Here is a 24,085-nt window from a genome sequence, read left to right as displayed (position 1 = left end):
TCGAGCCTGTGGTCGACCGTGTGGCGGCCGCTCGCCCTGGTGGCGGCGCTCGTCGTCGCCTGGTGGGTCGTCACCGAATTCGAGCTCGTCGAGCCCTATATTCTGCCGTCGCCGGCGGAAACCTGGCGCACCACCGTCGACAACTCGGCCTACCTGCTCGAGAACACGTGGGTCACCACTTACGAAACAGTCGTCGGCTTCGTCATCGCCGCGTTGATCGGCGAGGCGGTCGCGCTGGTGATGATCTATTCGCGCAGTGTCGAGCGAACCATGTACCCGCTCATTCTCTTCGCGCAGGTCATCCCGAAAATCGCGATCGCGCCGCTGTTCATCGTCTGGCTCGGGTTCGGCACCAGCCCGAAGATCCTGGTCGCGGTGCTGATGGCCTTCTTCCCGATCGTGATCTCCGGTATGGCCGGCCTGCGCTCGGTGGACCCGGAGATTCTCGAACTCACCTCCACCATGGGCGCCGGCAACTGGAAGACGTTCGTGAAGGTCCGTTTTCCCGCCTCGCTGCCCCAACTGATGTCCGGGCTCAAGATCGCGGCCACCCTCGCGGTCACCGGCGCGGTGGTCGGCGAATTCGTCGGCGCCAACGAGGGGCTCGGCTATGTGATTCTGCAAGCCAACGGCAACATCGACACGGCCATGCTGTTCGCGGCCCTGATCATCATGTCCCTGCTCGGCATCATCCTGTTCGCGATCATCGAGATCGCCGAGCAGTTCCTCATTCCCTGGCACGCCTCCCGTCGGTCCACGGCCTCGGTCGTCGGCGGCGCATGAGCACGCCGACCCTTCGTATCACCGCCACAGCTGGAGAACTCGCATGACATTCCGTACTCGCACACGCACGACCATCGGCGCCGCGGCGCTGGCCTCGATCCTGGCACTGACCGGTTGCGGAGGCGGCGGCACCGAAGCGAAGGCGCCCGGCGCCGACGGCGCGACCACCGAGGTGTCGCTGATGCTCAACTGGTACCCCTACGGCGAGCACGCCCCGTTCTATTACGGGGTGCAGGAAGGCATCTTCGCCAAGCACGGCATCGACCTGAAGATCTCGGCGGGTCAAGGCTCGACCAAAACCGCCCAGGCCACCGGCGCCAACCAGACCGACTTCGGCTGGGCCGACACCCCGGCGGTCCTCAGCAATATCGACAAGGGCGTGAAGATCAAAAGCGTCGGCGTTTTCCTGCAGACCACCCCCTCGGCGGTGCAGGTGTTCGCCGATTCGGATATCCGCACCCCGGCCGACCTCGCGGGCAAGACCATCGCCGTCTCCGCCGGTGACGCGCCGACCACGACCTTCCCGATGTATCTCGACAAGGCGGGCGTGCCCGCCGACCAGGTGACTCAGCAGAGCCTCGACTCGGCGGGCAAGATGTCGGCGATGCTGTCGGGCCGGGTCGACGGGCTGATCGGTTTCGCCCACGACCAGGGACCGACGATCGCGAACAAGAGCGGCAAAGAAGTCCGCTACCTGCGGTATTCGGATCAGGCACTGAACTTCTACAGCAACGGGCTCATCGCCAACCAGGAAACCATCGCGTCTTCGCCCGAACTGGTGCAGGCCATGGTGGATGCGACCAGTGAGGCTTTCGCCGCCGCCGTCGCCGCGCCCGAGCAGGCGGTCGCCGCGATGGAGGGCAAGGATCCGCAACTGCCGCCGCAGTCGGTGTTGCTCGAGCAGTGGCAGCAGACCATCCCGCTGCTCAGCACGCCCGAGACCGCGGGCAAGGCGCCGGGAACCAACGTGGAAGCGAACTGGCGCGCCACCGTCGAGGTGCTCAGTGAGGCGAAACTCCTCGAGAAAGCCGAGGACCCGGCCAAATACTGGGACTCGGCATTCACCCCCGCCAGCCAGCCGTGACCGGAGCGAGGACGACATGAGCACACCGACCACCATCGCCGACACCGCCGTCGAGGTCGCGGACCTGACCGTCCGCTTCTCCTCCAACCGCGGCGAGGTCACCGCACTGCACGATGTGGATTTACGGATCGGCCGGGGCGAATTCGTCTCGATCGTCGGTCCCTCCGGCTGCGGTAAATCCACGCTGTTGAAAGTTGTCGCCGGGCTCACCGAGCCGAGCGAGGGCCGCGTCGAACTCGGCGGCGCCCCCGTGCGGGGACCGCAGCGCAATATCGGTTACGTCTTCCAGCGCGCCGCGCTGCTGGAATGGCGGACCGTGCGCAAGAACATCCTGCTCCAGGCCGAGATGCGCGGCATGAACAAGCGGGCCGCCGCGGCCGAATGCGCGCGTCTGATCGAGATGACCGGGCTCACCGGATTCGAGAACGCATTGCCGCACGAGCTCTCCGGCGGTATGCAGCAGCGGGTTTCGCTGTGCCGGGCCCTGCTGCACGAACCGGAAGTGCTGCTGATGGATGAGCCGTTCGGCGCGCTCGACGCGCTCACCAGGGAGCGGATGAACGTCGAACTGCATCGGATCTGGCGGGAAACGGGCACCACCGTGCTGCTGGTCACCCATTCGGTGGCCGAGGCCGTCTACCTGGCCAATCGGGTCGTGGTGATGAGTCCGCGGCCGGGTCGCATCGTCGAAGTGCTCGACGTCGACCTGCCCGCGCACCGCGAGTACGCCGCCACCATGGAGACGCCGGAATTCATCTCGGTCGCCAACCGGGTGCGGGATCTGCTCGGCGCCGCGGCGCACGCGGACTGATTCCACTGCCCTCCGATCACGGATAGGAAACGTCTCGGTGCGGGTTCTGATCGCCCCCGACAAGTTCAAAGGCAGCCTCACCGCGTCCGAGGTGGCCGACCACGTGGCGCAGGGCTTGGCGTCGGCGGGCGTCGAGAGCCGGCGCATGCCGCTGGCCGACGGCGGTGACGGGAGCGTCGACGCCGCCGTCGCCGCCGGGCTCGCGCCGCATCCGGTCACCGTGGCGGGTGCGGCGGGCACCCCGACCTACGGCCGGATCGCGGTCGGCGACGGCACCGCCGTGGTCGAGGTCGCCAACACCTGCGGCCTCACCACCCTGCCCAACGGGCGCCCACTGCCCCTGGACGCGAGCAGCCTCGGTCTGGGACAGGCCATCGCGCAAGCCCTGCGGCACCGCCCGCGGCGACTGGTGCTCGCCCTCGGTGGCAGCGCGGGCACCGACGGCGGCATGGGAATGCTCGCCGCGCTCGGCTTCACCTTCGCCGACGCGAGCGGCAGGCGACTGCGCGCCTGCGGACGCAGCCTGGCGCGCGTCCACACCGTCGACGCGTCCCGGGCGATGCGGCTGTCCGGGGTGGACCTCGTGATCGCCGGCGATGTCACCAACCCCCTGCTCGGCCCCACCGGTGCGGCGCCCGTCTACGCGCCGCAGAAGGGGGCGACCCCCGCCGAAGTGGCGTTCCTCGATGCCGGTCTGAACAACCTGGTCCGGGCCTTCGCCCGCAGCGGCTACCCGAACGCGGCGGCGGTCGCGGCCGTGCCGGGAGCGGGCAGCGCGGGTGGCATCGGGTTCGCGGCACTCCTGCTCGGCGGGACGGTCGTGTCGGGGGCCGGGTTCTTTCTCGACCTGCTCGAATTCGACCGGCAACTGCCCGAATTCGACTTGGTGGTCACCGGCGAGGGCAGCATCGACGAGCAGACCGCCCACGGCAAACTCCCCGCGGTGCTGGCCCGTCGCGCCCACCCCGTTCCGGTCGTCGCCGTCGCCGGTCGGAGCACGCTGCGGGCGGATCAATGGGGTTCGGCCGGGTTCAGCGCCGTGTATGCGCTGGGGGACTACACCGACGAGGACACCGCCGGTGACCCGGACCTGACCGGGCGGCTGCTGACCCACATCGGTCACCAGATCGGCCGAGCCGCCATCTCGACGGGCGTGGACGCGAACGCTGGGTAGCATGCGCTGATGAGTCCCGCTCGCTCATCAGTAGTCCTGTTCCACGGCGTCACCATGTCCGCGGCGGCGTGGGACGACGTCGTCCCGCACCTGAGCGACCACCACGACGTGTTCGCGCCGACCGCGCTCGGCCACCGGGGCGGGCCCGCGGTGCGGCAGCGCCCGGTCCGGGTGCGCGACGTCGTCGACGCGGCCGAACGGATGCTCGACGATCGCGGTATCGAGCAAGCCCACCTCGCGGGCAACTCACTCGGCGGCTGGATCGCCATCGAACTGGCACTCCGCGGCCGCGCCTCGAGCGTCTGCGCCCTCTCACCCGCCGGCTTCTGGAACCCCGGCGGCCACGGGCAGACCGCCGCGGTCCGGAAACTGCGCCGCCTCGGCGCACTCACCCGGGCAACCCACCGGGTCCAGCCGCTGGTCTTCCGCTCGGCGACGATCCGCCGACTCGCCATGCGCGACATCGCCTGCCACGCCGACCGACTGACCCCGGCACAAGCACTGACCGCGGCGACCGACCTCGTCGAATGCGCCGCCACCGAAGACCTGCTCGCCACCGACGAGTACATCCCCGCCGTCCCCGAACTGCCGTGCCCGATCACCCTGGCCTGGTCCGGTGCGGACGCCATCCTGCCACCCGAAGTCAACGGCCGCATCGCCCGGGAACGGCTCCCGCAAGCCCGCTTCGAGATCCTGCCCGGCGTCGGCCACGTGCCGATGATCGACGACCCGGAACTGGTCGCGGCGACCATCCTGGCCACCACCGGCGCGGTCCCGGGCCCACACCGCGCCTGATCGGGCGCACTGGTCGCAATCGTCGTCGGCTATGACACGGCCGGCTCGGTCATGGCGCCGGCGGACCCCGGCGGCTGGGCCGCCCCGCCGGCAGAGTCGGCGAGTCGGACAGGCAGGCACGACCGTCCGAGTGATCCGGAAGGGGGCGGGGGAACGGTGGTATCGGCCGGTGATCTATACAGTTCTGTTGGTCTTCGTCGAGCAGAACAGGCAGGTTTTGGTATCCCGTGATCACCGGTGACATCAAGAACAAGGTCGACGCAGTCTGGGACGCGTTCTGGACAGGTGGCATCTCCAATCCACTCGAGGTGATGGAGCAGATCACATACCTGCTGTTCATCCGGCGCCTGGACGATGAGCAGACCCGCGCGCTGGAGCGGGCGAACCTGCTGGCGCAGCCGCTCGAGGGCAACCCGTTCCCGGAAGGGAACGACCCGGAGGGCCGGCCGTACAACGACCTGCGCTGGTCGGTGTTCCGGGACCGGCATGCCGACGAGATGTTCGACATCGTCGCGAACCGGGTGTTCCCGTTCATCAAGGAGATGCGCGGCGAGGACTCCACGTATGCGCACTTCATGAAGGACGCCCGGCTCACGATCCCGAACCCTGGCATGTTGCAGCGGGTAGTCGATCGCCTGGACAAGGTGCCGATGGAGAACCGCGACACCAAGGGCGACATCTACGAATACCTGCTCGCGAAAATCGCCTCCGCCGGCCAGAACGGCCAGTTCCGCACCCCGCGCCACATCATCGAGCTGATGGTCCACATGATGGCCCCGAAACCCGGCGACACGATCGTCGACCCGGCGTCCGGGACATGTGGCTTCCTGGTGGCTGCGTCGGAGTACATGCGCGCCCACCACGCGGACGCGATCAACTCGGGCGCAGGTAAGCACCACTACCACCACAAAATGTTCCACGGCTTCGACTTCGACAACACGATGCTGCGAATCGGGTCGATGAACATGCTGCTGCACGGCATCGAACAGCCCGACATCCGCTACCGTGATTCCCTCGCGGAGGCGAACACCGGTGACGCCGAAGCGTATTCGCTGGTCCTGGCGAATCCCCCGTTCGCCGGGTCGTTGGACTACGAGAACACCGCCAAGGATCTACAACAGATCGCGAAGACGAAGAAGACCGAACTGCTGTTCCTGGCGTTGTTCCTGCGCCTGCTCAAGCCCGGTGGGCGGGCGGCGGTGATCGTGCCGGACGGGGTGCTGTTCGGGTCCTCGAAGGCGCACAAGGAACTTCGGCGGATCCTGGTCGAGGAGCAGAAGCTCGATGCGGTGGTGAAGCTGCCGTCAGGTGTGTTCAAGCCGTATGCGGGTGTGTCGACGGCGATCCTGTTCTTCACCAAGACCAATTCCGGTGGGACCGACAACGTGTGGTTCTACGACGTGCAGGCCGACGGTTGGTCCCTGGACGACAAGCGCAACCCGTTGCTGGACGTCGGCAAGCTCGGTGCCCTCGCGGAGCTGTCGGATGACGAGCACGCGAAGAACAACCTTCCGGATGTGTTGCGGCGCTGGGCCGAACGCGACGGGGCCGAGCTGGAGCGGGCTCGGACGGAGCAGAGCTTCTGCGTGCCGAAGGATGACATCGCTGCGCAGGGGTATGACCTGTCGCTGAATCGGTACAAGGAGGTCGTACACGAGGAGGTCGAGCACAGGTCACCTACTGAGATTCTCGACGAGCTCGATCGGCTCGAGAAGGAAATCACCGACGGCATGGCACAGCTGCGGGAGATGCTTGCGGGTGGTGTGGCGTGAGTGGGTGGCCCGTTGTCGAGCTCTCGACAATTGCTTCGCTTCCCCGTATACAACTTCAAGCGCGTGATATTGCCGACGGAACTATGTATTTGGGTCTTGAGCACATCGAACCTGGCGGGCGTCTGCTTGACCCGCATTTGATAACCGCAGGCGATGTTGCGAGCGCTAAGTTTGCGTTCGAACCCGGGGACATTCTCTATGGGAAGTTGCGACCATACCTGGCGAAGATCGCGATCCCCGACTTCTCTGGAGTCTGTAGCACCGACATTATTCCGGTTCGAGTAACTGACGTCATGGATGCTCGATTCCTGCTTCACTATCTCCGGCAACCACGGTTGGTTGACTGGGCGAATTCCCGGAGCGCCGGAGCGAATTTGCCGCGCCTGAGTCCGAAGGTACTCGCAGCCCTCCCGGTTCCGGTGCCGCCACTAGTGGAGCAGCGGCGGATCGCGACGATCCTCGACCACGCCGACGCCCTCCGCGCCAAGCGCCGCGAAGCCCTCGCCCGCCTCGACGAGCTGACCCAGTCGATCTTCATCGACATGTTCGGAACTCTTAGCGCCAACGATATGGATTGGCCAACAGTAGAGTTTGAATCGGTAATGCTTGAAGGCCCGCAGAACGGGCTGTACAAGCCATCTAGCGAATATGGATCCGGTGCCAGAATCCTTCGTATAGATGGATTTCACAACGGTGTTCCGATCAAGCCCGACTCGCTCAAGAGGGTCCGAGTTGACGGCGCCGAGGAGAAAAAGTATGCGCTACATATGAACGATATTATTATCAATAGGGTCAACAGCATTGAGCACCTCGGAAAGAGCGCAATCGTTCCAGCGCTCGATCAGGTAGTGGTCTTTGAGTCGAACATGATGAGAATCACACTGAACGAGGACCTCATCAGCCCAACGTTCTGCCTTGCACAGCTCCAGAGCAGTTACTTGCGTGGTCAGATTGTCCTTGCGGCAAAGGATGCAGTCAATCAATCGAGTATCAATCAGACCGATGTAAAGTCGTTTCAGCTTCGGCTGCCACCGCTGGAGCGACAGCAGGATTACGCGTCGCGTGTCGGTCGGCTCGGCGAAATATCCCGCCTCCATCGCACCGCCCTCGGCGAGCTCGATGCCCTCTTCGCCTCCCTCCAGTCCCGTGCCTTCCGAGGTGAGCTGTGACCGCACCTGTCTCAGCAATTCCGCCATGGTCGGGATTCCTCACCCCGGTGCTGAAAGTGCTCACCGATGGCAAGATCTGGCGAAAGCGGGACCTGCACACGGCAGTGGAAGATTATGTCGGGTTGACAGCCGAGCAGCGGGCCGAGGTGCTGCCGTCGGGGCAGGGGCGGGCCGACAACCGCATCAGTTGGGCGCTCAGCGGGCTGTACCGCGCGAAGCTGGTGGACAAGCCGGCCCGCGCGACGTTCGTCATCACGGAGGCGGGCCGCGCGCTGCTCGAAGCTCATCCGGACGGGATCACTGAGAAGGTTCTGCAAACAGTACCTGCGTACCGCGACTACACCCCGTCCCGATCGGGATCGCCGAATGTCGCGCCGGCAATAGACCCCGCGGAAGCAGACGAAGATGTCGACCCCCTAGAGCAGATCGAGCACGGCGTCGAGCGCCTGCACTCCGAGGTTGCGGCAGACCTGCTCGCGCGGTTGCGCGGTCAGGACCCGGCGTTCCTGGAACAGTCGGTGCTCGATGTGCTCGTCGCGATGGGTTACGGGGGCACCGAGGGCCGGGCCGCTCGGATCGGGGGCTCCGGAGACGGTGGCGTCGACGGCGTGATCGACCAGGACCCGCTCGGCCTCGAGCGAATCTACGTGCAGGCCAAGCGTTACGGCGCGGACAACACCGTCGGCCGGCCCGAGATCCAGGCGTTCGTCGGCGCACTGCACGGTGTGGGCGCGGCCCGTGGCGTCTTCATCACCACCAGCGCGTTCACGTCGGGCGCACGCGAGTACGCGAAGAACATCGGCACCCGCATCATCCTCATCGACGGCGGACGCCTCGCCGAGCTCATGATCCGCTACGGCGTCGCCGTCCAGACTCGGCAGACCTTCACCGTTGTCGAGGTCGACGAGGACTACTTCGAATGATCCACTGAAGGTGAGCGTGGAGCTCCTGATGGGAGCGCCGCTCGCTGTTCATTCCGCCGAGCGGTGCGGGTTCTCCGCGGTCCACAGGGCGCTGATCGGCAGGGCGGCCAGCTGGTCGCCGAAGGGGAGCTGCTGGTCACCGCAGTACAGGACGAAACCGGCGTGGAATCGGTCGCCGAGGCGCCGCTGTAGATGCCGCAGGCCGCGGAAATCCTCGGAGCGCACGGTTTCCGCCGCTTTCACCTCGATAGCGACGACTTGGCCTGCGTTGTTCTCCAGCAGCGCATCGACCTCGTGGCCGTCGCGGTCCCGGTAGTGGTGGAGCTGGGCCAGGGAGTGACTCCACGTCAGCTGACGGGTGAGTTCTCCGATGACGAAGGTTTCGAGGAGTCCGCCGGTGGTGGCGTCGTTGGTGATGCCGGCGAGCAGGTGGCCGGCCAGGCCGGAGTCGGTGAAGACGACCTTGGGGGTGGCCACGGCGCGCATGGTGGCATTGGCAGACCATGCGGGAACAAGGCGGACGAGGTAGATGAGTTCGAGGATCGCGACGTAATTGCGGATGGTGGAGGCGGGCATGCTCAATGCCGAGGCGAGCCGGTCGTAGTTCAGCAATCCGCCGCTCTGGGCGGCGAGGGTGACGATGAGGCGGCGCATATCCGCGGCTCGCTGGATGTCGGCGACCTGACGGATATCCCGGGTCATGATGTCGTCGAGGTAGGAACGTGCGAACTGGGCGCGGCGGCGGTCGCTGGTCCGGTGCACGGATTCGGGATAACCGCCGCGGGCGGCCAAGGCGAGATAGTCACGGCGCCGGAGTCCGGAGTCCGGGATCTCGAGATGGCGGCCGTAGGTGAACGCGGCGTCGATGAAACCGTCCGGTGCGCCCGAGATCTCGCCCTGAGACAGGGGGAACAGTTCAATGGTTTCCGACCGCCCCGGCATGGCGTCGGGGAGTGAGCTCAGGCCGAGTAGGCGGGCCGATCCGGTGAGGAGGAATCGTCCGGGCCGCGGGTCGCGATCGACGGTGTGCTTGATGGCCAGCCAGAGGTCGGGCACCCGCTGCACCTCGTCGATGAGCATGAGTCCGGGAGCATCCAGGAAGGCGACGGGATCGTCCGCGGCGGCATCCCGGGTGCGGGGATCGTCCAGGTAGCGTTTGACGACATTCGGGTGGTCCTTGACGCAGTGTTCCGCCAGCGTGCTCTTACCGGTTTGGCGGGCGCCGTTGACGATCACCACGCGGGTATCTTCGAGAGCCTCTTTTACCAGTTCAGCCGCATGCCGCGGTAGGTAGTCGACTCCCATTCGCATGAGTTCCATGCTATCGCATTCTGTGGATCTGCCGAACCACTGATTGTGGATCTGCCGGATCTTCTGCTGTGGATCTGCCGGTGGTTGTGCTGCGGATCTGCCGATACGAGCCTTATGGATGTGACGACTACCGTCCTGGCGAGGGCCCGCAAGTCCACCGCGAGCCGTGCGGTATCGCCGATGAGGGAACCTGTCGGACCCCACCTGTAATGTTCATCAGCTCCGGGAAGCTCCGGCGCCTGTGCCAAGATCGAGCACGGAACAACACGTCACTGCGCACGCCGCACACGAGTTCGGAGAGGACCGCGGGGCCCATGGTGGGGAACTTCGACTTCCTGCAGGCCGAATGGCCGCAGCTGTATGCCGAGGCCAAGAAGGCCGAGCGCGACGCCCTGTTCGACCCGCGCACCACCTGCTTCTACGCGCGCCGCACCGTGGAGCACACGGTCATGTGGATCTATCGCGCGCAGAACCTGCCCGAGCCGTACAAGTCGGACCTCGCGGCCCGGATCCACGACGGCAAGTTCGTCGGGGTCGTCGGCCACGCACTCGTCACGAAGATGGACCTCATCCGCCGACTGGGCAACACAGCCGTCCACGACGCCAAGCCCGTGTCGAAGGACGCCGGCCACAAGGCGCTCGCCGAGCTGTTCCACATTCTGTCGTGGCTGGCCCGCACCTACGCGACCCAGCCGTCGAGCAAGCCGTCGCCGCTGCAGCAGTTCGACCCCGGTCGGCTGCCCAAGCCGGGTGGTGGTGCGGTCGTGGCGAAGACCGTCGCGCAGCTCGGCAAGCTCGAGGCCGAGCTGGCCGCCAAGGACGCGCAGCTCGAGAAGTCCGAAGCCGAGAAGCAGGACCTCATCGCACAGCTCAAGGCCCGCGACGAGGCCTCCGAGACGGCGGAACTCGAGAAGGCCAGCTACGAGCAGCTGATCGCGGAGTTGCGCGCCCAGATCCACGCCGCGCAGCAAGCGAGCGCCGCAACCCCCGACACGCACGACTACGACGAGGCGCAGACCCGGCGCGACCTGGTCGATCTCATGCTCCGTGAGGCCGGCTGGATGCTCGACCAGAAACGGGACCGCGAGTTCCCCGTCACCGGAATGCCCGACGGCAAGAACGGATTCGTCGACTACGTGCTGTGGGGCGCGGACGGTTTGCCGCTGGCGGTCGTCGAGGCGAAGAAGACATCCGTCGATCCGTTTGCCGGTCAGCAGCAGGCGAAGCTGTATGCCGATTGCCTCGAGCAGCAGTTCGGCAGGCGGCCGGTCATCTACTACAGCAATGGGTTCGAACATCACTTCTGGGATGACCTGCGCTATCCGCCGCGGGAGATCGCCGGTTTTCACACCCGTGACGAACTCGAGCTCCTCGTCGCCCGTCGGACGACGAGGAAGGCGCTCAGCGAGATGCCCGTACCCCAGGAGATCGCCGGTCGGCCGTACCAGGAGAGGGCGATCCGCGCCGTCACCGAGCGGTTCGAGGCCGAGAACCAGCGTGCTGCGCTCCTCGTCATGGCCACCGGCTCGGGCAAGACACGCACCGTCGTGGCGCTCACCGACATGCTGATGCGCGCCAACTGGGTCAAGCGGGTGCTGTTCCTCGCCGACCGGAAGGCCCTGGTCAAGCAGGCCGTCGGCGCGTTCAAGACACACCTGCCGGACTCCTCGCCGGTGAACCTGCTGACCGACAAGAACACCGAGGGGCGGGTCTACGTCTCCACCTATCCCACGATGATGGGGTTGATCGACGAAACCGACGGAGGCACCAGGCGATTCGGCCCCGGCTACTTCGATCTCATCGTGATCGACGAGGCGCACCGATCGGTGTACCAGAAGTACCGGCACATCTTCCGGTACTTCGACTCGCTGCTCCTCGGGCTCACCGCGACCCCGAAGGACGAAGTCGACTACAACACCTACCAGTTGTTCCATCTCGAAACCGGCGTCCCGACCAACGACTACCCGCTCGATGAGGCCATCGCCGACGAGTACCTGGTCCCGCCGCGCGCGGTGGACGTCCCGCTGTCCTTCCCGTTGCGGGGAATCCGCTATGCCGACCTCACCGAGGAGGAGAAGAAGCGGTACGAGTCCATCGACTGGGGCGACGATGTCGCAGACGACGAGATCCCCGACGTCGTGCAGGCCGAGGCCGTCAACAAGTGGTTGTTCAACACCGACACCGTCGACAAGGTCCTCGAAACCCTGATGACCCACGGCCATCGCGTCGCCGGCGGCGACCGGCTCGGCAAGACCATCGTCTTCGCGAAGAACGAGCTGCACGCCAAGTTCATCGCCGACCGATTCGACGTGAGCTACCCGGAGTTCAAGGGCTCGTTCGCGCGCGTCATCACCCACTCGGTCAGCTACAGTCAGGACCTCATCGACAAGTTCGCCCAGCCCGACCAGGAACCGCACATCGCGATCTCCGTCGACATGCTCGACACCGGTATCGATGTCCCCGAGGTCGTGAATCTCGTGTTCTTCAAGCCGGTGCGGTCGAAGTCGAAATTCTGGCAGATGGTCGGTCGTGGCACTCGGCTGTGCCCCGACCTGTACGGTCCCGGCCAGGACAAGACCGATTTCTTCATCTTCGACGTCTGCGGCAACTTCGACTACTTCGAGCAGCACCCCGACGCCTCGGAAGGAGCACTCGCGCCGTCGCTCTCGCAGCGGCTGTTCACCACCCGAACCGAACTGCTCGCCGCTCTCGACAACTCCGGCGCATCGCAGGCGTTGCGGCGCGACACCGCGGACCTGCTCCACGGGCAGGTCGCCGGGATGCGACTGGACAATTTCATCGTTCGCACCCGGCGCCGTCAGGTGGAGAAGTACGCCGACCGCGCCGCCTGGGAATCCCTCACCGACCAGCAGGTCGCGGAGATCATCGACAATCTCGCGGACCTGCCCACCACCATCCGCGACAACGACGAGATGGCGAAACGCTTCGACCTCGTCGTCCTGCGCGGACAGCTCGCTCTCCTCGTCGCCGACGGTACCCTGCCGCGGCACGCCGACACGATCCGCAGCGTCGTGAACGGCCTTCTCGACGAGGGACTCACCATCCCGAAGGTGAAGGCGAAGGAAGAACTGCTGCGCGAGGTCGCGAGCGACGAGTGGTGGGAGGACATCACCGTCGACATGCTCGAGCACGCTCGGCGAGAACTCCGTTCCATCGTCGGGTTGCTCGACAAGAAGAAGCGCGTCGTCGTCTACACCGACTTCACCGACACCCTCGGCGAGGTCGTCGAACGGGACATGCCCGAGATGCGGTCCGGTACCGATATCGAGCGGTACACGGCGAAGGTGCGTGACTATCTGCGCCGTCAGCCGGACAACCTGGCGCTGCAGAAGCTGCGATCGGGCAAGCCGTTGACACCGGTCGATCTGGAATCACTCGAGGAACTGCTGGCCCGCAGTGGCGCCGGCGAACCGGAGGACATGGAACGCGCCGTCGCCAACGCGCACGGACTCGGACGTTTCATCCGCTCCCTCGTCGGCCTCGATCAGCAGGCCGTGCAGGAAGCGTTCGCCGAGTTCCTCGGCGAACGCACCGCCACCGCAAGTCAGATCGACTTCGTCAACCTCGTCATCGGCCACCTCACCCGGCACGGCGAGATGGACCCGAAGCTGTTGTTCGAGCCGCCGTTCACCGACGCGGCGCCGCAGGGCCCGACGCAACTGTTCGCCCCCGAGCAGACGAAGCGGCTCCTCGGCGTGATTCGGTCGATCAACGAGTCGGTCGGCGCGAGCGCCTGACCGACCAGCTCGCCGGCCGAAAGACGAGATCCAGCAGGCGTGGCCACACGTCGGCGGACGGATACTGCTCCGCGCCTTCGGTGGCGACCGACCGAGATTCGGCGTACGCGTGAACTCGAGAGTTATGACGATCCCGCTACCAGGCCCCACACCGAATTCGCGGGAATGCTGTGTCCGAAGGGGGACTTGAACCCCCACGCCCTTTACGGGCACTAGCACCTCAAGCTAGCGCGTCTGCCATTCCGCCACCCGGACCCGTGTTCTGTTGTCGCGCCGGGTCGCTCGGACCGGCGGATCAAGATCATAAACGACGGGGCGGTGGCGGCGTCAAATCAGGGCGGGGGTGGGGCGGCGGGTGGTCAGGGGGACGCGCCAGGTCTGGCCGGGGCCGATCGTGCGCTCCACGTCTTCGACGACGACGCGGATGGGGGCGGCGCGGCTGGCGTGCAGGCGCAGGTTCACGTGGGTGTGGGTGACGGTGACGGTGAGGGGTTGGCCGCGGTAGGAGATGGTGAATTCGGCTTCGTGGAGTTCGGTGGGGAGCACCGGGTGCAGGCGGAGGGTGTCGCGGCGGGTTTCTAGGCCGCCGTAGCAGCGCAGCACCATGTCGGCGGTGCCGGCCATCGCGCCGATGTGGACGCCTTCGCGGGTGGTGCCGCCCTGGGTGTCGGCGAGGTCGGCGGCGAGGGCTTGTTCGAACAGCGACCACGAGGCGGTGCGGTCGGTGCGGGCCAGCACCCAGGCGTGGGCGAGGCGGCTGAGGGTGGAGCCGTGGCTGGTCCTGGCGAGGTAGTAGGCGACGGTGCGGGGGATGAGTTCCGGTGGCAGGGCGTAGCCGAGGCGCTCGAAGATGTCGCGTAGTTCCTCGGCCGAGAACAGGTAGAACAGCATCAGCACGTCGGCCTGTTTGGAGAGTTTGTAGCGGTTGGTGCTGTCGCCTTCGGCCTGCAGGATGAGGTCGAGCCGTTCGATGTTGCCGTACTCGGAACGGTAGGCCGCCCAATCGAATTCGGCGAGATCCTCGTATCCCTCGAACTGGCTGATGATGCCGTCGCGGTGGAAGGGCACGCGCAACCGTCTGCTGATCCGGTCCCACCGGGCGGGTTCTTCGGGGCGCAGTCGCAGCCGTTCGCGCAGCGGGGTGCAGTCGCGGCCGTCGAGCAGCAGCACGATGTCGCGGGCGCGGGCGAGCACCCAGGCGGTGAGGACATTGGTGTAGGTGTTGTTGCGCAGTCCGCCGCCGGGGGTGTCGGGGTAGCCGTCGTGGTATTCGTCGGGGCCCATCACACCGCTGATGTCGAAGCGGTCGTCGGCGGGGTCGTAGGTGGCCAGGGCGGCGAACAGGCGCGCCACTTGGATGACGATCTCGGCGCCGTGGTCGAACAGGAACCGCTCGTCGTCGGTGCTCTGGTAGTACTGCCAGACGCTGTAGGCCAGCGCCAGGCCGACGTGGTGCTGGCGGCGCGAATTGTCCGGCATCCACTGGCCGTTGCGGGTGTTCAGCAGTTCGGCGGGGGTTTCGTCGCGGCCGTCGCTGCCGCTCTGCCAGGGGAACAGGGCGCCGTCGAGTCCGGCCGCGGTGGCGGCCGCGCAGGCGCGGCGCAAGCGCCGGTAGCGGTAGAGCAGGAAGGCGCGGGTGAGTTCGGGGCGGCGCAGGGTGAGCATCGGGTAGACGAACAGTTCGTCCCAGAAGATGTGACCGCGGTAGGCCTCGCCGTGCAGGCCGCGGGCCGGAAGCCCGGCGTCGAGGTCGGGGTCGGCGGCGGCGACGGTCTGCAGGACGTGGAAGATGTGCAGGTTCAACGCCAGTCGGTGGGTGGTGCCGTCGTCGAGCCGGATGCCGAAGCGGTCCCACAGTCGCGCCCAGGCGGTGACGTGGGCGTCCAGCATCGGGGCGAGGCAGGGGGCGTTCCTGATCCGGTGGGCGGCGTCGAGGGCGGCGGTGCTGACGGCGCGGTCGCGGGAGGTGCTCACGGCGGCGACCTTCTCGATGGAAACCGCTGTCCCGGAGTCGATGTCGAGGGTGAAGCGGTCGCCGGGGCACTGCTCGTCGGCCAGTGGACTCCGGTCGCGGACGGTGGCCTCGGTGCGGGTGCGTATCGCGGTGGCGATGCGCACCCCCGACTGCCGGGTGACCGTCTCGTACAGCAGGGTTTCCTCGTCGGGACGGTGATGGGCGCCCGGGCCCAGGTGTCGTCCGTCCAGTGGCCGGTCGGCGGCGACGTTGCGGTTGGCGACCCGGCCGTCGACACGGGATTCGATCACCACCTGCCCGCTCCAGTTCTCGGCCACCACGGTGACCTCGAGTGCCGCCAGGTGCGGGTCGGTCATGGAGTGGAAGCGGCGGGTGGTGACCTTGGTGCGCCTGCCCTGGCCGTGCCGGTAGTGGTCGATGGTGGTCAGCACGCCGGACCGCAGGTTGAGGTCCTGGTGGTGGGCCACCATCTCCGGAATGCCCGGCAGCAGCACCGGGCCGTCGGCGGGCCGCACGGTGAGGTAGGTCCAGTCCGGTGCGTTGACCATGTGCTCGGTCTCGACGTCGCGGCCGCCGATGTGGGAGGTGATCCGGTTGTAGACGCCCGCCAGGTAGGTGCCGGGGTAGTGGACGGTGTCGGCGGTGCTGCCGGGATAGGAGCCGCGGCTGGCCCAGTAGCCGTTTCCGGTGGTGCACAACGCTTCCCGGGTGCCTTCCTGGGCGGGCACGAAGTCGTCGTAGATGAGGTTCCAGCCGCCGGGGCTGCCGTCGGTCGCACCGCCGCCCCATCGTTGCGCGACCGGGGGTGCGGTGCTGCCGTGGGGCGGGGCGAACGGCAGGTCGGCCAGATCGGTGACGACGACGTCGGCGCCCGCCTCCGCCAGCCCGGACGCGGCACCGGTGCGGTCCACGCCGACGACGAGGCCGAACCCACCCGTGGCCGCGGCACGGACACCGGAGGTGGCGTCCTCGAGCACCGCGGCGTCGATGGGCGCGACCCCCAGCCGGCACGCGGCCTCGAGGAACATCGCCGGATCGGGCTTGCCGGGCAGGCCGAGCCGTGCGGCGTCGGTGCCGTCCACGCGCACGGTGAAAAGCTCAGCCAGGCCCGCGGCCGCCAACACGGCCGCACTGTTGCGGCTGGCGGTGACCAGCGCCGTCGGCACGCCCGTCGCGCGCAGCCGGCGCAGCAGCTCGGCGGCGTCGGGGAAGACGCGGACGCCGTTGCGGTCGAGTTCGGCGGTGAACAGGTCCTGTTTGCGACGGGACAGGCCGGACACGGTCAACGCGCCCCTTTCGTCGTCGGGCTCGCCCTCGGGCAGGGTGATGCCGCGCGAGGACAGGAACTCGCGGACACCGTCCTCCCGGCTGCGGCCGTCCACCCAGCGGCGGTAGTCCTCGACGATGTCGAATTCGGGTTCGTCGGGTCCGCGCACGCGACCCAACGCCTCGTCGAAGAGCGTCTTCCAGGCTGCCGCGTGCACGGCGGCGGTGTCGGTGACGACGCCGTCCATGTCGAACACGACAGCGCCGTAGTCGTTCTGCGTTCGGCCCAGCGGAGCGGGTAGATGTTCCAGTCGCATCGGCAGGAGGAATACCCGGTTCGGCGGGATCGAACAGCCCGAAGGCCGCTCAGCCGCCGAGCACGGTGAGGAATTCGTCCGGCCTGCGACGGGGGGTCGGCACGTGGTACTCGTTGCCCGGCGCGACACCCACCCGGACGACGACCTGGGGCACGCCCGCCCGGCCCGCGAGATTCGCCAGCAGCTGCCGGGTGGTGGCCAGCTCGGTGATGTGGGTCAGCGGGCAGGTGGCCAGCCCGTCGGCCGTGCACTCCAGCAGGATCGCCGAGAGCGCTTCACCCGCGTGCAGCCACGACGACACGGTGTCGCCGCCTGTGCTGAGCACCAGCAGTCCGGCGCGGTCGGGCTGGTCGCCGCGGCGGGCCGAGGGCCCCGCGGGCGGGAAGGGGCGACCGACCGGCACCCGAGCGGCCTCGTCCGGCGAGGCGAGGGCGTGGGCGGGGACGCCGTGTTCACCGTGCTCGTGGCCGGTCCACCAGCGCAGCTCGGCCTGGTAGGGCATGTCGTAGTGGCGCAGGGCGGTGGAGTGTTCGGAGGCGGCGGCCAAGCGGGCCGGCGCGGTTTCGTCGAGGACGCCGACGGTCACGTCGTGCGGGTCGGCGAGTTTGCGGGCGATGTGTTCGAGTCCGCCGAAGTCGGGTGGCGGATCGAGGGGCAGCCGGTCGGTGCGGCGGTGATCGATCGCCTCCGCCCGGACTCGCACGCCGGGCGGCGGGTCGGGCCAGGGTCGGAAGGTGAGGGCGGCCAGGAGATCGGGTCGGTCGGGTGCGGGCAGCCGCTCGGTGTCGGTGTGCCAGCCCGCGGCGGCGAAGGCGGTGCGCACGTGGTGCAGCATCGCGCCGCAGCTGATGACCAGCTGCCTGCCGTTCGGGTCGGCGGCGTCGAGCAGCCGGTCGTCGTCGCGGAACAGGCGCAGTTCCCGGCCGTCGAACTCCCACCGCCACGGCTGGGTGTTGTGCAGCGACGGCGCCCTGGCCGCGCGGCGCATGACCGCGAGCAAGGTCTGCTGGTCGGGCACCGGAATCGGAGCGCGCGCATCGTTGTCGGTCATGTGTTCCAGTGTGGTCCGTGCGCGTCGGGTCGGGCCAGGGTCGGATCGTCCCGGCCGCGGGCCGACCGGCCCTGCCCGAAGGGACCGACGACTCTAACGGCGGCTCACCGCTCGTGGACGACCAGGACGGGGCAGTGGGCGCGTCGAACCAGGATATGGGCATTCGGCGTGGGACTTTCGTCCCCGGGGATCATTCGTGCGGTGGTTCGCCGGTGACGAGGTGATCGGCCTGGTTGAGGCCCTCCTGCACCAGGCGCGCGACGTGCCCGCCGCGCAGCCGGTAGATGACGCGCCGTCCCTCGCGCCGGGTGTCGACCAGGCCGGTGAACCGCAGCTTCGCCAGATGCTGGCTGACCGCGGTGCGCGCCGCCCCGCAGGACTCCACCAGCGCGGTCACATCGGCTTCGCCGTGGCTGAGCAGCCACAGCAGGTGCAGGCGGGTCGGGTCGGCCAGCATCTGGAAGATGCCCGTGGCGGCTTCGAGGCGACGGTGATCGGGCGAGACCGGGTGGCGCAGGCTGGCGCGGGACGCCGGCTCGCCTGCCACGCGCTCGGCCATCGCCCTCACCACTCTCATCGTCTCGCCGGAACCGCTCCGATCGGCGGGCCCGCCGGCCACAGTCGGGCGGCGGTGCTGGTTGCGAGTGTAGCCAGCACCGCCAGCAGGCCGGCCGGCACCGCGTGGCCTGCCCGGACGCCGAGCCATCCGGCGATCGGGTAGGTGAGCAGGAAACACGCGTGCGAGAGCGAGAACTGGGCGCTGAAGACGGCGGGTAGCTCGGACTCGCCGGCCTGGGCACGCAGCAGCCGCGCCGCGGGCGTGTTCACCAGCGCGGTGCCCGCGCCGAGCACGAACCAGCAGCCGCCGAGTACGCCCCATCCGAGGCTCGGGCGGGCACCGATCGCCAGCCATCCCGCGGTCACGGTGAGCGCGATGGGCACCAGGGCGGCGCCGGTGAGCATGAGGGCCCGGTCCGTGCACGTGCGCAGCAGCCGGGGGACGAGCAGTGCGGCCGTCATCGAGCCCGCGCCGAAGCAGCCGGTCGCGAGCGCGACACCGACGTCGGTGCCGCCGAGCACGTCGCGGACGTACACGACGGTGTCGACCAGCACGAGCGCGGTTCCCGCCGCCACGGTCATGTTCATCGCGAGCAGTCCGCGCAGCACCGGCCGCGTCGTGAGGATCCGGGCGCCCGCGAGGATGCGGGAGGTCAGCGGTTGCGGTCGGACGCAGGCCGGGGCGGGCAGCGGCGTGGTCGTCACCAGCAGTGCCGAGACGGCGAAACCGCCCACGGTGCCGAGGAACAACCAGTGGTAGCCCGCCACGGTGAGGACGGCCGCGGCGAGCAGTGGCGACAGCAGGGCTTCCAGGTCGTAGGCCAGCCGCGACAGCGACAGGGCGCGGGTGTAGTCGCGCTCGTCCGGCAACACCGCGGGGATGATCGCCTGGAAGGTGGGCGTGAAGGTGGCCGAGGCCGCTTGGAGGACGACGATGAGCGCGTAGATCTGCCAGACCTCGTCGACGGCGAGCAGCAGCAGCGCGACCGTCGCGCGCACCGTGTCGGCGGCGACGAGGATCGTGCGGCGCGGTAGCCGCTCGGTCAGCGCCGTGATCACCGGTGCGACACCGACATACGCGGCCATCTTGATCGCGAGCGCGGTGCCGAGCACCGCGCCCGCGGCGGAACCGGCCAGGTCGTAGGCGAGCAGCCCGAGCGCTACCGTCAACAGCCCCGTTCCGGCCAGTGCCACCGCCTGCGCGGCGAACAACCGCCGGAACACCGGGTGAGCGAGCACGTGCCGCACCGAACCACCTCCCATGAGGAGACTATGTGTGCGCACGTGCGCACGCAATAGCGCGCCCCGGCTGGTCGTCTGCCGGGCCGCAAATCCGGGCCTGGACCGAACGGCTACCCGGACGGAACGTCCGATCCGTGTCGGCGCGACGATGCGTCCGATCCGCGCCGGCGGTCGGCGGAATCGGTCGGAGACGCGAAAGCTGTTGGCGGCAGGGCGATTACCACGCTTCGATCAGCGCGTCCGGATGCCCACGCCGATACCATTCCCGGCTGAGCCGGTCGAGCCGCGCCGCGGCCGCGATACCGCGCACCCCGGCGATCCGCCCGTCGCGAACCTCCAGGACGGTGGCACCCACGACCCGGTCCGCCGCCACGAACAGCAGGGCCGGGCAGCCGTTGACCACCGCGGCATGCAGCGAGACCGGACCGCCGACGAGGCGTCGCTTGGCCGGGGACGCGCGGAACCCCGTGCGGATCGCGTAGGCGATCCGCACGGGGATCTCCCGGAAAAGCGGATGAGCGTCCTGGCGCGGCCGAGCGCGCTCCTGACAGCCGGCGTCGGTGACGTGCGTCACCGGCTTCGGTACGGTCGGGGCATGGGCTTTCTCGTCGCCATGACCATTCCCGGGTTGGCCGTGCTGCTGGTCCTGCTCGCGTTCGCCGAAGTCGCTTGGAACCGCCTCACCGGCAGCCGCATCCTGCCCTGGACCAAGCGGCGGACATCGCGGCCGGTGGCGGCGGCCGGGTTCGAGGAAGTCACCGCGGTGTTCCAGGGCTCCAAGCACATCGAGTTCGAACAGCGCCGCACCACCCTCATGCACCGCGAGGACAAGTCCGACGGTGCGCCGCCGCGCGACGAGATCGACCTGTCCTCCGGTTCGGCCCGCCTGGTCGCCCGCGCGAGCCGCGGCGGGTGATTCCGCCCGGCGGCGCCTCCTGGTAGAACTGGCTGCGGCCGTAGAGCGCGTTATGCGGCCGCGGTGCCGGGCGCTGCCGCCCGCCGAGCGAGAGGCTGGTCCGTGGACGAGGACTCCTTCCGGAAGCTGTTCGACCTGAGCGGGCGGACCGCGATCGTCACCGGCGGCACCCGCGGGATCGGCCTGGCCATCGCCGAGGGATTCGCTTGCGCGGGTGCGAATCTCGTCGTCGCCAGCCGCAAGCCGGAGGCGTGTGAGCAGGCCGCGGCGCGGTTGCGCGAGCTCGGTGCGCAGGCCGTGGGCGTGCCGACCCACCTGGGCGAGATCGACTCGCTGCGAGCGCTGGTCGACACCGCGGTGTCGGCCTTCGGGGGCATCGACATCGTGGTCAACAACGCGGCGAACGCGCTCGCGCAGCCGCTGGCGACGATGGCGCCGGAAGCCGTGGACAAGTCCTTCGGCGTCAATGTGCAGGGCCCACTGTTTTTGGTGCAGGCGGCGCTACCGCATCTGCGCGCCAGCGAGCACGCCGCGGTGCTCAATCTGGGCTCGGTCGCGGCCCTGCAGTTCGCGCCCGGACTGTCGATGTATGCGGCGGGCAAGGCGGCACTGCTGTCGTTCACCCGGGCGATGGCGGCCGAGTTCGCCGCCGACGGCATCCGCGTCAACGCGATGGCGCCGGGCGCGGTGAACACCGACATGGTGCGCAAGAACCCGCCGGAGTTCATCGCGGCGATGGCGCAGGCCCCGCTGCTGCGCCGCATCGCCGAACCCGACGAGATGGTCGGCGCCGCGCTGCTGTTGTGTTCGGACGCGGGCAGTTTCATCACCGGCCAGACCTTCCTCGTCGACGGCGGCACCGTCGCCCGCTGACGCCGCGACAAGGGACGGCCGTGTCCGGCCCCGAACTACTCTGCGCGGGACAGCACCGCGACCAGGAACTCCGAATCCTCGGTGAAGGGGCGCAGATCCCAGGTGGACAGCAGCACGTCGACGGCGAAACCGTGCAGGGTGACGTCGGCGAGGAATTCGGCGAACTCGTAGCCGCGGCCCGCACCGAAACCCACGACCGCCCGGCCCTCCGGCGCGAGGTGCCGGGCGAAACCACGCAGCACCGCACCGCGGGTCTCGGGCGCGACGAAGGTCATCACATTGCCCGCGCACACGATGGCATCGAAATCGGCGGCGATACCGCGCGCCGGCAGATCCAGTTCGGCGAGGTCGCCGACCAGCCAGGTCGGCCCCGGATGGTCCGCCTCGGCGGCGGCGATCAGCTCCGGGTCGACGTCGACGCCGACCACGGTGTGCCCGACCGCGTAGAGGTAGCCGCCGAGCCTGCCCGGCCCGCACCCGGCGTCCAGCACGCGCCCGCCGCGCGGCAGCATCGCATCGATCAACCGCGCCTCGCCCACGATGTCGTGTCCCTCGGCGGCCAGATTCCGGAACCGCTCGACATAACGGCGGGAATGGGTCGGATCGGCGGCGGTGATCTCCTCCCACTTGCTCGGAATGCGCTCACCCTGGTTGTCCATCGTCGCGTCCTCCTCGGGTCGGCCACCGGTTCGCACCCCGGTCTCGCCGCATCGTCGCACACCGCGGGCGATCATCGGCGCCGCGCCCCGGAACGGGTGCGGCGCCGCGATCGCCGGTGCGGGTGGGACGGCCTTACACGGCTCGTGGCTCGCGCGGCGGGCGGCCCGGCTAGCTGGCGGGGATCAGCGTGTATTTCGTGGAGAGGAATTCGTGAATGCCCTCGAAGCCGCCCTCGCGGCCGACGCCGGACTGTTTGACGCCGCCGAAGGGGGCGGCGGCGTTGGAGACGACGCCGGCGTTGAGGCCCATCATGCCGGTCTCGAGCTTGTCGATCATGCGGTGGCCGCGGGCCAGGTCCCGGGTGTAGACGTAGGACACCAGGCCGTATTCGGTGTTGTTGGCCAGGCGCACCGCCTCGTCCTCGGTGGTGAAGGTGGCGATGGCCAGCACCGGGCCGAAGATCTCCTCGCGCAGGATCGCACTGCCCTCGGTGACGCCGGTGAGCACGGTGGGCCGGTAGAAGCTGCCCGGGCCGTCGATCCGTTCGCCGCCGGTGCGCACCACCGCGCCGCGGGCGGTGGCGTCGGTGACCAATTCGTGGGCCTTGGCGACGGCGTCGTCATCGATGAGCGGACCGATGGTGACGCCGTCCTCGGTGCCGCGGCCGATCTTCATGGCCGCGACCCGTTCGGTGACCCGCGCGGCGAACTCCTCGGCCACCTGTTCGTGCACGATGAACCGGTTGGCGGCCGTGCAGGCCTGGCCGATGTTGCGGAACTTGGCCGCCAGCGCGCCCTCGACGGCCTTGTCCAGGTCGGCGTCCTCGAACACCACGAACGGCGCGTTGCCGCCGAGCTCCATCGACACCCGCAGCACGTTGTCGGCGGCCTGGGCGATGAGCTGCCTGCCGACCTCCGTCGAGCCGGTGAAGGAGAGTTTGCGCAGCCGGGAGTCGGCGATGATCGGCGCCGACACCCGCCGCGAGGACGTGGATGTCACCACGTTCACCACGCCCGCGGGCAGCCCGGCCTCGGCGAGCAGACCGGTGAAGAACAGGGTGGTCAGCGGGGTGAGCTGGGGTGGCTTCACCACCACCGTGCAGCCCGCGGCCAGGGCGGGGGCGATCTTGCGGGTCGCCATCGCGAACGGGAAGTTCCAGGGCGTGATGAAGTAGCAGGGCCCGACCGGGCGCTGGGAGACGATCATCTGCCCGGTGCCCTCGGGATTGAGCCCGTAGCGGCCGTGGATGCGCACCGCCTCTTCGCTGAACCAGCGCAGGAACTCGCCACCGTAGGTGACCTCACCGCGCGCCTCGGCCAGCGGCTTGCCCATCTCCAGGGTCATCAGCAGCGCCAGGTCCTCGGCCCGCTCCTGCACGAGTTCCCAGGCGCGGCGCAGGATCTCGCTGCGAGTGCGCGGAGCGGTGGCCGCCCACGACTCCTGGGCGGCGACGGCGGCGTCGAGGGCGCGCACGGCGTCCTCTGCGGTGGCGTCGGCGACCTCGCGCACGATCTCGCCGGTGGCGGGATCGTGCACCGCGAAGGTGGCGCCGCCGGTGGCGTCGACCCATTCGCCGCCGATGAACAATTGGTGCGGCGCGGTGGCAAGCAGCGCGCCCTCGCGATCGGTCACGACATCACTCCTGGT

19 protein-coding genes and 1 tRNA gene are annotated in these 24,085 nt (G+C 68.5%); 11 read left to right on the top strand and 9 right to left on the bottom strand.

Features of this window, described 5'->3' with window-relative positions:
* The first annotated feature begins 39 nt into the window (after positions 1-39).
* From AMO33_RS06535 to AMO33_RS06500, 8 genes are all read left to right on the top strand, one after another.
* The gene (locus AMO33_RS06535; protein ID WP_240327441.1) at positions 40-783 is read left to right on the top strand and encodes an ABC transporter permease; all 744 of its coding nucleotides are present in this window, start codon (positions 40-42) and stop codon (positions 781-783) included.
* A 43-nt stretch (positions 784-826) separates the two neighbouring features.
* Positions 827-1,867: an ABC transporter substrate-binding protein gene (locus AMO33_RS06530; RefSeq protein ID WP_011209289.1), complete on the top strand. Its 1,041-nt coding sequence runs from the start codon at positions 827-829 to the stop codon at positions 1,865-1,867.
* A 16-nt stretch (positions 1,868-1,883) separates the two neighbouring features.
* Positions 1,884-2,678 carry an ABC transporter ATP-binding protein gene (locus AMO33_RS06525; RefSeq protein WP_011209290.1) on the top strand — a complete coding sequence of 265 codons (795 nt, stop codon included), beginning with the start codon at positions 1,884-1,886 and terminating at the stop codon, positions 2,676-2,678.
* Between the two features lie 37 nt (positions 2,679-2,715).
* Positions 2,716-3,852 carry a glycerate kinase gene (locus AMO33_RS06520; RefSeq protein WP_060591241.1) on the top strand — a complete coding sequence of 379 codons (1,137 nt, stop codon included), beginning with the start codon at positions 2,716-2,718 and terminating at the stop codon, positions 3,850-3,852.
* A 9-nt stretch (positions 3,853-3,861) separates the two neighbouring features.
* Complete coding sequence (locus AMO33_RS06515) at positions 3,862-4,647, top strand: alpha/beta fold hydrolase (protein WP_060591239.1); 786 nt, start codon at positions 3,862-3,864, stop codon at positions 4,645-4,647.
* 227 nt (positions 4,648-4,874) lie between these two features.
* Entirely contained in the window at positions 4,875-6,419 is a 1,545-nt protein-coding gene (locus AMO33_RS06510; RefSeq protein ID WP_060591236.1) for a type I restriction-modification system subunit M, read from the top strand.
* An 83-nt stretch (positions 6,420-6,502) separates the two neighbouring features.
* Positions 6,503-7,588 (top strand): restriction endonuclease subunit S, encoded by a 1,086-nt coding sequence (locus AMO33_RS06505; protein WP_082668601.1) that lies wholly within the window; start codon positions 6,503-6,505, stop codon positions 7,586-7,588.
* Entirely contained in the window at positions 7,585-8,511 is a 927-nt protein-coding gene (locus AMO33_RS06500; RefSeq protein ID WP_060591231.1) for a restriction endonuclease, read from the top strand. Before AMO33_RS06505 ends, AMO33_RS06500 begins: the two co-directional genes overlap by 4 nt.
* Before the next feature lie 48 nt (positions 8,512-8,559).
* Here the strand turns inward: AMO33_RS06500 and AMO33_RS06495 are convergent, their stop codons facing one another.
* Complete coding sequence (locus AMO33_RS06495; RefSeq protein ID WP_174520483.1) at positions 8,560-9,822, bottom strand: ATP-binding protein; 1,263 nt, start codon at positions 9,820-9,822, stop codon at positions 8,560-8,562.
* Positions 9,823-10,136: 314 nt separating this feature from the next.
* Here AMO33_RS06495 and AMO33_RS06490 point away from each other — a divergent pair, with 314 nt between their 5' ends.
* Positions 10,137-13,580, top strand: a complete 3,444-nt coding sequence (locus AMO33_RS06490; protein WP_060591229.1) for a DEAD/DEAH box helicase family protein — start codon at positions 10,137-10,139, stop codon at positions 13,578-13,580.
* Positions 13,581-13,751: 171 nt separating this feature from the next.
* Here the strand turns inward: AMO33_RS06490 and AMO33_RS06485 are convergent.
* The 6 genes from AMO33_RS06485 to AMO33_RS06460 form a co-directional block, all read right to left on the bottom strand.
* A tRNA-Leu gene (locus AMO33_RS06485) sits at positions 13,752-13,835 on the bottom strand.
* A gap of 72 nt (positions 13,836-13,907) precedes the next feature.
* Complete coding sequence (locus AMO33_RS06480; protein ID WP_060591227.1) at positions 13,908-17,138, bottom strand: beta-phosphoglucomutase family hydrolase; 3,231 nt, start codon at positions 17,136-17,138, stop codon at positions 13,908-13,910.
* A 49-nt stretch (positions 17,139-17,187) separates the two neighbouring features.
* Positions 17,188-18,189, bottom strand: a complete 1,002-nt coding sequence (locus AMO33_RS06475; protein ID WP_060591226.1) for an Acg family FMN-binding oxidoreductase — start codon at positions 18,187-18,189, stop codon at positions 17,188-17,190.
* A gap of 190 nt (positions 18,190-18,379) precedes the next feature.
* Complete coding sequence (locus AMO33_RS06470; protein WP_106427525.1) at positions 18,380-18,748, bottom strand: ArsR/SmtB family transcription factor; 369 nt, start codon at positions 18,746-18,748, stop codon at positions 18,380-18,382.
* Between the two features lie 14 nt (positions 18,749-18,762).
* Positions 18,763-20,010 (bottom strand): MFS transporter, encoded by a 1,248-nt coding sequence (locus tag AMO33_RS06465; RefSeq protein WP_060591224.1) that lies wholly within the window; start codon positions 20,008-20,010, stop codon positions 18,763-18,765.
* 196 nt (positions 20,011-20,206) lie between these two features.
* Positions 20,207-20,482, bottom strand: a complete 276-nt coding sequence (locus AMO33_RS06460; RefSeq protein ID WP_139337495.1) for a hypothetical protein — start codon at positions 20,480-20,482, stop codon at positions 20,207-20,209.
* Positions 20,483-20,584: 102 nt separating this feature from the next.
* On the opposite strand from AMO33_RS06460, the gene AMO33_RS06455 reads away from it, so the two are divergent.
* Both AMO33_RS06455 and AMO33_RS06450 read left to right on the top strand, forming a co-directional pair.
* Complete coding sequence (locus tag AMO33_RS06455) at positions 20,585-20,905, top strand: DUF6191 domain-containing protein (protein ID WP_060591221.1); 321 nt, start codon at positions 20,585-20,587, stop codon at positions 20,903-20,905.
* Between the two features lie 102 nt (positions 20,906-21,007).
* Positions 21,008-21,778, top strand: a complete 771-nt coding sequence (locus tag AMO33_RS06450) for an SDR family NAD(P)-dependent oxidoreductase (RefSeq protein ID WP_060591219.1) — start codon at positions 21,008-21,010, stop codon at positions 21,776-21,778.
* Positions 21,779-21,813: 35 nt separating this feature from the next.
* On the opposite strand, the gene AMO33_RS06445 is transcribed toward AMO33_RS06450, so the two are convergent.
* Both AMO33_RS06445 and AMO33_RS06440 read right to left on the bottom strand, forming a co-directional pair.
* Complete coding sequence (locus AMO33_RS06445) at positions 21,814-22,437, bottom strand: class I SAM-dependent methyltransferase (RefSeq protein ID WP_060593327.1); 624 nt, start codon at positions 22,435-22,437, stop codon at positions 21,814-21,816.
* 169 nt (positions 22,438-22,606) lie between these two features.
* Positions 22,607-24,070 carry an NAD-dependent succinate-semialdehyde dehydrogenase gene (locus AMO33_RS06440; RefSeq protein WP_060591217.1) on the bottom strand — a complete coding sequence of 488 codons (1,464 nt, stop codon included), beginning with the start codon at positions 24,068-24,070 and terminating at the stop codon, positions 22,607-22,609.
* Positions 24,071-24,085: the final 15 nt, after the last annotated feature.

This window comes from Nocardia farcinica (genome assembly GCF_001182745.1).
GTDB classification, from domain to species: Bacteria; Actinomycetota; Actinomycetes; order Mycobacteriales; family Mycobacteriaceae; genus Nocardia; species Nocardia farcinica.
Note: the sequence above shows the minus strand (reverse complement) of the source record. Positions and strands in the feature narration are given on the sequence as shown.